General features: G+C 42.4%; 5 protein-coding genes. 3 read left to right on the plus strand and 2 right to left on the minus strand.

Translation table 11 applies throughout. The features are described 5' to 3' along the window. Positions 1–68: 68 nt before the first annotated feature. Positions 69–1022: a LysR family transcriptional regulator gene (locus tag OCV88_RS04400; RefSeq protein WP_158424372.1), complete on the minus strand. Its 954-nt coding sequence runs from the start codon at positions 1020–1022 to the stop codon at positions 69–71. A gap of 230 nt (positions 1023–1252) precedes the next feature. Between OCV88_RS04400 and OCV88_RS04405 the strand changes: the two genes are divergently transcribed. The 3 genes from OCV88_RS04405 to OCV88_RS04415 all read left to right on the plus strand — a co-directional run bounded on the left by OCV88_RS04405 (position 1253) and on the right by OCV88_RS04415 (position 6221). After that, positions 1253–2692, plus strand: a complete 1440-nt coding sequence (locus OCV88_RS04405; RefSeq protein WP_262590699.1) for an SLC13 family permease — start codon at positions 1253–1255, stop codon at positions 2690–2692. Between the two features lie 93 nt (positions 2693–2785). Further along, positions 2786–5212, plus strand: coding sequence for a glycyl radical protein (locus tag OCV88_RS04410; protein WP_158424374.1), 2427 nt, complete (start codon positions 2786–2788; stop codon positions 5210–5212). 58 nt (positions 5213–5270) lie between these two features. Then, positions 5271–6221, plus strand: a complete 951-nt coding sequence (locus tag OCV88_RS04415; RefSeq protein ID WP_262590701.1) for a glycyl-radical enzyme activating protein — start codon at positions 5271–5273, stop codon at positions 6219–6221. A gap of 76 nt (positions 6222–6297) precedes the next feature. On the opposite strand, the gene OCV88_RS04420 is transcribed toward OCV88_RS04415, so the two are convergent. Next, a partial coding sequence (locus OCV88_RS04420) for a hypothetical protein (RefSeq protein WP_330671913.1) occupies positions 6298–6882 on the minus strand: 585 nt, incomplete at its 5' end.

Below are 6882 nucleotides of genomic sequence, written 5' to 3' on the forward strand. Positions count from 1 at the left end.
GTCTATAATATAATTCAGGCCCTCTGCTGCGTCCAATATGTTTTTCAGGTACTCCTATTCAGAAAAACTTATGTCCCTCCTTCCGATCTGCCGGCCTTCATATACTGCCGCACCCATTTCTCATAGTCATTCTCATAAAAGCTGCAGACCAGCTGTATAAAATAATACAACGGAGTATGCTCTTTCTTTTTCTTCCATCCAATGCTTACATGACTGATCTGCTTGCTGTCAGTCAAGTGAAGCATTACACATTTTCTGTGGTCATACACCGCAATACGTTCCGGCAGGAAGGCACATCCCCGGTCCATAGACACCAGCATAGTATGAATGGCCGCAGACGATGCTTCCTCTACAATATTCGGTTCAAATCCATCTTCCTGGCAGCACAGCCGCATCTGTTCATAAGAGCCACCTGCCCAGCGGGGTTCCGTCATAATAATCTTTTCCTTTTTAATATCCTTTACCGTTACACATTTCTTTTTTGCCAACGGATGTTTCTTATTGACCAGCAGTCCCATTTTTTCATGGGCCAGAACTCTTGTGTCAATAGTGGGGATTCCCTTTAAATTAAAATCAGGACAGATGGCTATATCCAGCTCTCCCTGTTCCATCTGGCACCGCAGTTCCCGAAAGGATCCCTGTGAAAACTTAATATGTATATCCGGATACTTTTCATTAAACTGTTCCCGGATAATTTCCAGATACTCTACTGTGGACGAAGTCAGAATACCGATCACAATCTGCCCTAAACCGTACTGCAGATCCCAGGCTTCTTTTGTTTCTCGGGTAACATCCTGGTACAGTTTAAGCATTTTTAAACACCCTTCATAAAATGTCTGTCCGGCCTGTGTCAGATGCAGCCTGCCTTTCTCTCTCGTAAACAATTTTACTTCCAGCTCATTTTCAATATTCGCTATCTGCTGGCTCATTGCAGTCTGTGAAATATAATTCTGCTGTGCTGCTTTTGTAACATTTTCCATTCTTGCAACATCAACAAAATACTGCATACGCATAATATTCATCCCGTCCCCCTCCCTGATAAAACTGGCAATAATTACCAAATAACAATACACAGTTGACTAATTATATGAACAAAATATATCATTTAAGTCTACAAAAATCAAGATAATTTATGCTATAAGCATTTACAAATACTATCACTCAAATTACATGTTGGTAATCTTTACATCACACTGCTATCATGATCTCAACCAGACAGAGAACGAAAAAAATAAAAGGGGGAAACAAACCTATGCAAACTTACAGAAAAAAATATCTGCACATTATCATTGCTATCGTCATCGGAATTATATTATTAAACGCAATTCCTGCAGTTAACGGACTCACTGGAACCGGTGTCAGAGTCATCGCCGTCTTTGTTCCGGTTCTGTATCTCTGGTTGACAGTTGGAACTGACTGGCCCAGCTGGCTGGCTCTGGCGCTGATCTTTATGACAGGGGTTTTATCCCCTGACGCAGTATATTCCGGTACCTTTGGCACTTCCCTGATTATTACTGTTATCGGCATGCTGGCATTCAGTAAAGTGCTTGTAGATACAGGCGTTATTGATACAGCTGTGAAATGGGCAATCACACGTGAATTTGTCCGGGGAAGACCTTATGTATTTATGGCAATTATTTTTCTTATCTGTGCCGTCTTAAGCTTCTTTATGGATGTTGGCGCAGTTACGCTGGTATTTATCTCAGTAATTACAGTAATCTGCAATGAAATCGGATATAAAAAGGGAGACCCGTTTTTTACAGCTATGATGCTTGGCCTGTTCTGGATTACCAATGCCTTTAACGGAGGATCTCCGCTTGGCCACGCTCTGCCGCTGATTATGATTAATTCTGCCGCCGGAGCCGGATATGACATTTCTATTGCTAAATGGATGTCCATCGGTGTCCCTGCCGCCATCCTGATCACCCTTATTGCTATTGTATTCATCTGCCTGATCTGGAAACCGGAGGCATCCAAATTTAACACCTATGATCTGGATGCCCATAAGTCAGAAGTAAAGCCGCTGACCATTCAGGGAAAAATTACAATTATAATGTTATTGCTGGTTGTTTTGTATTGGGTTCTTCCAACTATTTTTCCATCTATGCTTCCAGAAAACATAAAAGCAGTTTACTCTGCATACGGCACCGCTTTTCCGCTGATTATCGCTATGGTGCTTTTATGTATCATCCATATAAAAGGCAGACCTATCACAACCTTTCGTGAAATGACAAGTACCTCAACGGTTACTGTATTACTTTTTATCGGTGCAGTTACGGTACTCGGAAACGCTGTCAGCAGTCCGGAAACAGGAATTTCCGCCTGTCTGACAAATATTCTTTCTCCAATCACGTCCAGCATGTCTATCTATGCCATTGTAATCATAGCGCTGCTGGGATGTGTTATTTTAACAAATTTTATTTCCAATACAGTATGTATGCTTTTATTTTTCAGCATTTCCGTACCGCTTATATCTGCCGCTGGAGGCAATGTAATACCTCTAATTATACTGCTTTGCGTTATGGCCTGCTTTGCCTCCCTGGTTCCGTCCGCAGCAATCACAGCACCCTTTTATTTTGGAAATGAAAATATTACGGTCAAAAATTCTTTGAAATGGAATTTAATCATGATTGCGCTGGCCTGGGCAGGTGTATCCTTTATTATCTATCCTGCCAGCAGACTAATGATGTAATGTATATTTCTTTTACATAGAAGCCCGAAAAAGGGGGCTTATATACGGCCCCCCTTTTCTCTTCACTATCCAGCAGGAGGGAGGAAATTATTTATGTATTCGTTTGGTCCTGTATCACCCCGGGTTCAAATAGCCCGCAGCCGTATGCGCAATACCACACCCTATATTGATATCACCAGATACAAAATTGTCACCGATTTCTACCGGAATCATCCGGAATTATCCGGCAGTCTAAGAAGAGCTCTCAATTTTAAAAATCTGTGCGAGAAAATGCCATGTACTATTTTTGAAGGAGAACTAATTGTCGGTTCCTATGTTCAAAAATGCCGGGCTTCTGCCCTGTATCCGGAAAACTCCATTGACTTTTTAATAGATGAACTAAAAAGCGGTCTGATCTCTACTAGGGAATCCGATCCTTATCTTATCACGGAGGAAGACCGGGAATATATCTTATCCACCGCAGATTACTGGCTGGGAGAATGTATGAATTCCAAATTAAATCCTTATCTTCCTGAAACTTTTTCCCGGATAAGCGCAGGAGGACCATTATTTTTTACCCCCTCCAATATCTGCCCGCAGCCGGTTGGACATTTTGTCCCTAACCATGAAAAGGCTGTGCTTACCGGCTTTGGCGCAATCCGAAACGATGCATTAAAAAAAATGGCAGAGCTAGAAGTAACAGGATTTACGGGCAGTTTGGCGGAACAATATAATTTTTATCACGGAATTTCCATTGTCTGCGAGGGCATGATTATATTTTCCAAACGATACAGTAAAGCATGTTCTGATCTTGCTGAAAATACTGCAGATGTTGGGCGCAGACAGGAGCTGCTTGAAATGTCACAGACACTTGACTGGATCATGGAACATCCCGCCCGCAATTATAAAGAAGCCCTGCAGACGGTCTGGTTTTATCAGATGTGTGTGCTTATGGATGCCAACTTACATGGCACCAGCCTTGGACGCGTAGATCAGTTTACAGGCCCATTCCTAGAAAAAGATCTAAGGGAAGGTACGATTACCCGGCAGGAAGCCCAGGAATATATGGATTTGTTTTACATAAAGGCCGCAGAAATGAATAAAGTATGGTCTGAACGAACTTCCCGCTCCGGCCCCGGCTATAATTCCGGAATGTTGATTACTATCGGTGGAACCGACCAGAATGGATGTGATGCTGCAAACACCGCTACCTTTTTATGTCTGGAGGCTGCCGGCAGGCTAAAACTCCATACCCCGCCCCAAGGTATCCGTATTCATGAACAAACCCCCGAAGAAATCTGGAATTGCGCACTAGCAGTGAATAAACAAGCAGGAGGTCTGCTGGCATTCTTTTCTGATAAAGTAATTACACAAGCTCTGATTAAACGCGGCATCAGCAAAGCTGATGTCTGGAATTACTGTCCGGTAGGATGCGTGGAGCCATCTATAGGCGGTTCTGAATGGCCTGCCTGCGGAGGAATCGGCATTAGTTCTTATCTGAATATAGTTAATATCCTGCTGCTTGCCATCAACAATGGGAAAAACTACCTGCCAAATCCGAACGGAAGCAGAAATGAAGTGCAGTTCGGTCCGCAGACAGGATATCTATATGAAATGAAGAATATCGAAGATGTGAAAAAAGCCTATCTGACCCAATTAAAATTTTGGTTAAAATGGCATGTAAATGTTATTAATTTATATGAAACTGTGGCACACAATTTCCTCCCACAGCCAGTAGTATCCGCCGCCATGAACGGTTGCATGGAATCCGGAACCGACGTAACTAAAGGAGGTGCAAAATATAATTCTACCGGCCATTCAGCCATTGGTCTTGGAAATGTTGTAGATAGTCTGAACGTACTGGAGCATTTGTGTTTTAAAGAAAACATCTGTACAACCCGCGAATTATACGACGCTCTTTTAAATAACTGGAAAGGGCATGAACAGTTACATGATTATATTATCTGTAAGATGCCTCATTACGGAAATGGGAATCCGGAATATGACAAATACTGCCGCTGGACCGCTAAAACTTACGCAGATGCGGTTAACTCCATGACCGGTCCTAGAGGACAATATGCGGCCGGATTATTTCCTGTAACCATGAATGTGGTATACGGCTTAATGACTGCGGCATCTCCGGACGGCCGCTTCTGCAAAGAACCACTTTCTGACGGCATTTCCGCAGTTCAGGGACTTGACAAAAGCGGCCCCACTGCCATTCTGCGTTCCGTTTCCAGCTTCGACCATACAGACTATTCCAATGGAACATTATTGAACATGAAGTTTCATCCAACAATCTTATCCAGTGAAGAGGGTTACACAAAGCTAATCAATCTTATGAAAACATATTTTTTTGAACTAGGAGGCATGGAAATGCAGTTTAACATTGTATCCGCCCAAACATTAAAAGATGCACAGCTCCATCCCGAAAATTACAGAGATCTAGTGGTGCGCATAGCTGGGTTTGCCGCATATTTTGTAGATGTTTTCAAAAGTGCCCAGGACGATTTAATCCGCAGAACTGAACTTGGATTATAAGTTTCTAATATCAAATAAAATTTATGACAAATTATAATAACTGATGGGAGGATTGTATATGAACACCACTATTAAAAAGGGACTAATTTATGATATACAGCCGTTTTCCATCCAGGATGGACCAGGCATCCGCACCACGGTCTTTCTAAAGGGCTGTCCTCTTCGATGTCCCTGGTGCCACAGCCCCGAATCTCAGGAATTTCATCCACAATTATGCTGGATATCTATGCGGTGTACCGGATGCCATACTTGTATTTCTAAGTGTCCCAATCAGGCCATTACTGTTCCTTTCACAAAAAACAGCACAGAATCCTCACCCTCCCTCTGCCAGATTTCCATTAACCGTGGCAAATGTGTGAATTGTGGAACCTGTACGCAAACCTGTCTCCCCCAGGCTCTGTTTCTTTCCGGCTCAGAATACACGGCAGATCAGGTTCTTGAAATTGTTCAAAAAGATCTTCCCTTTTATCGTACATCCGGCGGGGGAGTAACAATTTCCGGCGGCGAAGCGTTAAGCCAGCCAGAATTTACACTAGAACTTTTAAAAGCTTTAAAAACGCTGAATATTCATACTGCAATAGACACTACCGGATTCGCCGGTACGGAAATTATTTATCAGATACTGCCCCTTACGGATTTATTTTTATACGACCTAAAACACATGGACTCTAAAATCCATAAAACAATAACAGGTGTTCCAAACGAACAAATTTTAAACAATGCCCGTTTAATTGCCGCATCCGGAGGAAAACTTCAAATCCGTATTCCTTTAATTACAGGCTTTAACACAGATATATATAACCTGCGGGCAGCTGCAGAATTCTGCCGTCAGATACGGCAATCTATAACAGCAATTCAACTCCTGCCATACCATGATCTTGGTAATGCAAAATATCCCCGGCTCGGACGGGAAACAAATATATTTACAACTGCTCCTGTCACAGATGAATGTATCAGACAGTGCAAAGAAATATTTTCTTCTGTTAAGGTGCCCGTAACAGTCCACTAAAACAAAAACGACTGTCTGTTTCAGCTTTAAGTTCAGCGTCTGAAACAGTACAGTCGTATAAGCCCTGCTTAGCTTACTAATTAGCCGTTATCCGGTCGCCCTTTTCAATCTCTGCTATAAATCTCTGCACAGTTGCAGTATCTTCCTCCACTTCATCTGCAATCTGCTGAATATTTTTTCCTTTTGCCAGTTTTTTTTGAACTAATTCCCATAATTTTTCATCTTTTCCGACGGCTATTCCATCACGTTTTCCAGCTTTAAACCCTTCTTCTCTGCCTTCTTTTCTAGCCTCATTCTGCTCCATGACTCTCTCTTCCCATGCCTGCATATATCTCACACTCACTTCCGCATTCTCTTTGAGACTGTCAATCCGTCTTTTCAGCTTTTTTACACGGGCACTTCTACAGCTCTCTTCTGTCTTTTCATTGGTATGCTCTATGTAATGCAGAAGCTCTATAAGCTCCTCGCTTACCCCTTCCGGGTCTGTCCCACGGCTGTTTAAAAAGATCCGGGTAACCCCGTCTTCCAGATTCAGTCCCGGCACTTCTTCACACTTCATCTGAAAAGTATACTGATACTTCCCCGCCCCAAACAGGTCAAAAGGTGTAATCATAATTACATACAGCTGATTTAATTTTCTAAAATCAATTTCTCCCGGTTC

It is taken from the genome of Brotonthovivens ammoniilytica, assembly GCF_025566885.1.
Classification (GTDB): Bacteria; Bacillota; Clostridia; order Lachnospirales; family Lachnospiraceae; genus Brotonthovivens; species Brotonthovivens ammoniilytica.